The sequence below is a fragment of the Glaciimonas sp. Gout2 genome (assembly GCF_035018905.1).
In the GTDB taxonomy this organism is placed as follows: Bacteria; Pseudomonadota; Gammaproteobacteria; order Burkholderiales; family Burkholderiaceae_D; genus Glaciimonas.
This window is the reverse complement of sequence record NZ_JASJXA010000136.1, coordinates 1-553: the sequence shown is the minus strand read 5'-3', so window position 1 is coordinate 553 and position 553 is coordinate 1. Positions and strand designations below refer to the sequence as shown.

Sequence of the window (553 nt, the reverse complement as noted above, 5' to 3'; positions counted from 1 at the left end):
AGCGGCATTGAAGTGCCACTTCGCAACGGGAAGTCATCTCTTAACGCCAAGTTCCCGCGGGCAACGCGCCGACAACGGGTTCACAGGGAGCTAGAGAATAAAATAATAAACGACAAAAAAGAACAGACAGACATGAAGAAACTTCGAGAGGGCTTCGAGTACGTGCAATTTGGCACGAACCCTAGCGCAGTTTCCTGTTGTGATTCAGTCTCTGAAGGAGCGCCCATAAAAACGGGATTAGCGCTAGCAGCTATGCTAATAACTAATGCCTGTAAGCCAGAACAATTATTTTCAGCGTATTGTCATGAGACAGGAATACGTTTTACGGCGTTGCCAGATACCAAGGAGGGCATGCCTCTACCTGGCCCTGAAACATGTCCGAGCAATAGTACGACTCAGGCAACGCCATCAAACATTCCCACATTAAGCGACATCGGCAACAGCATTTTATCATTTGGGCAGTTCGTCTATAACACCCTGGGTATTCTGGCCGATCGTGACCACCGATTCTGGTCTATCGTGACCGACCATTCTGGCGCATCGTGACCGCTCA

At 49.2% G+C, this 553-nt stretch carries 1 protein-coding gene; it reads left to right on the top strand.

The features are described from left to right. The coding region (locus tag QN379_RS23500; protein WP_323507776.1) for a hypothetical protein at positions 1-546 on the top strand (546 nt) is incomplete at its 5' end. Between the last annotated feature and the right edge of the window lie 7 nt (positions 547-553).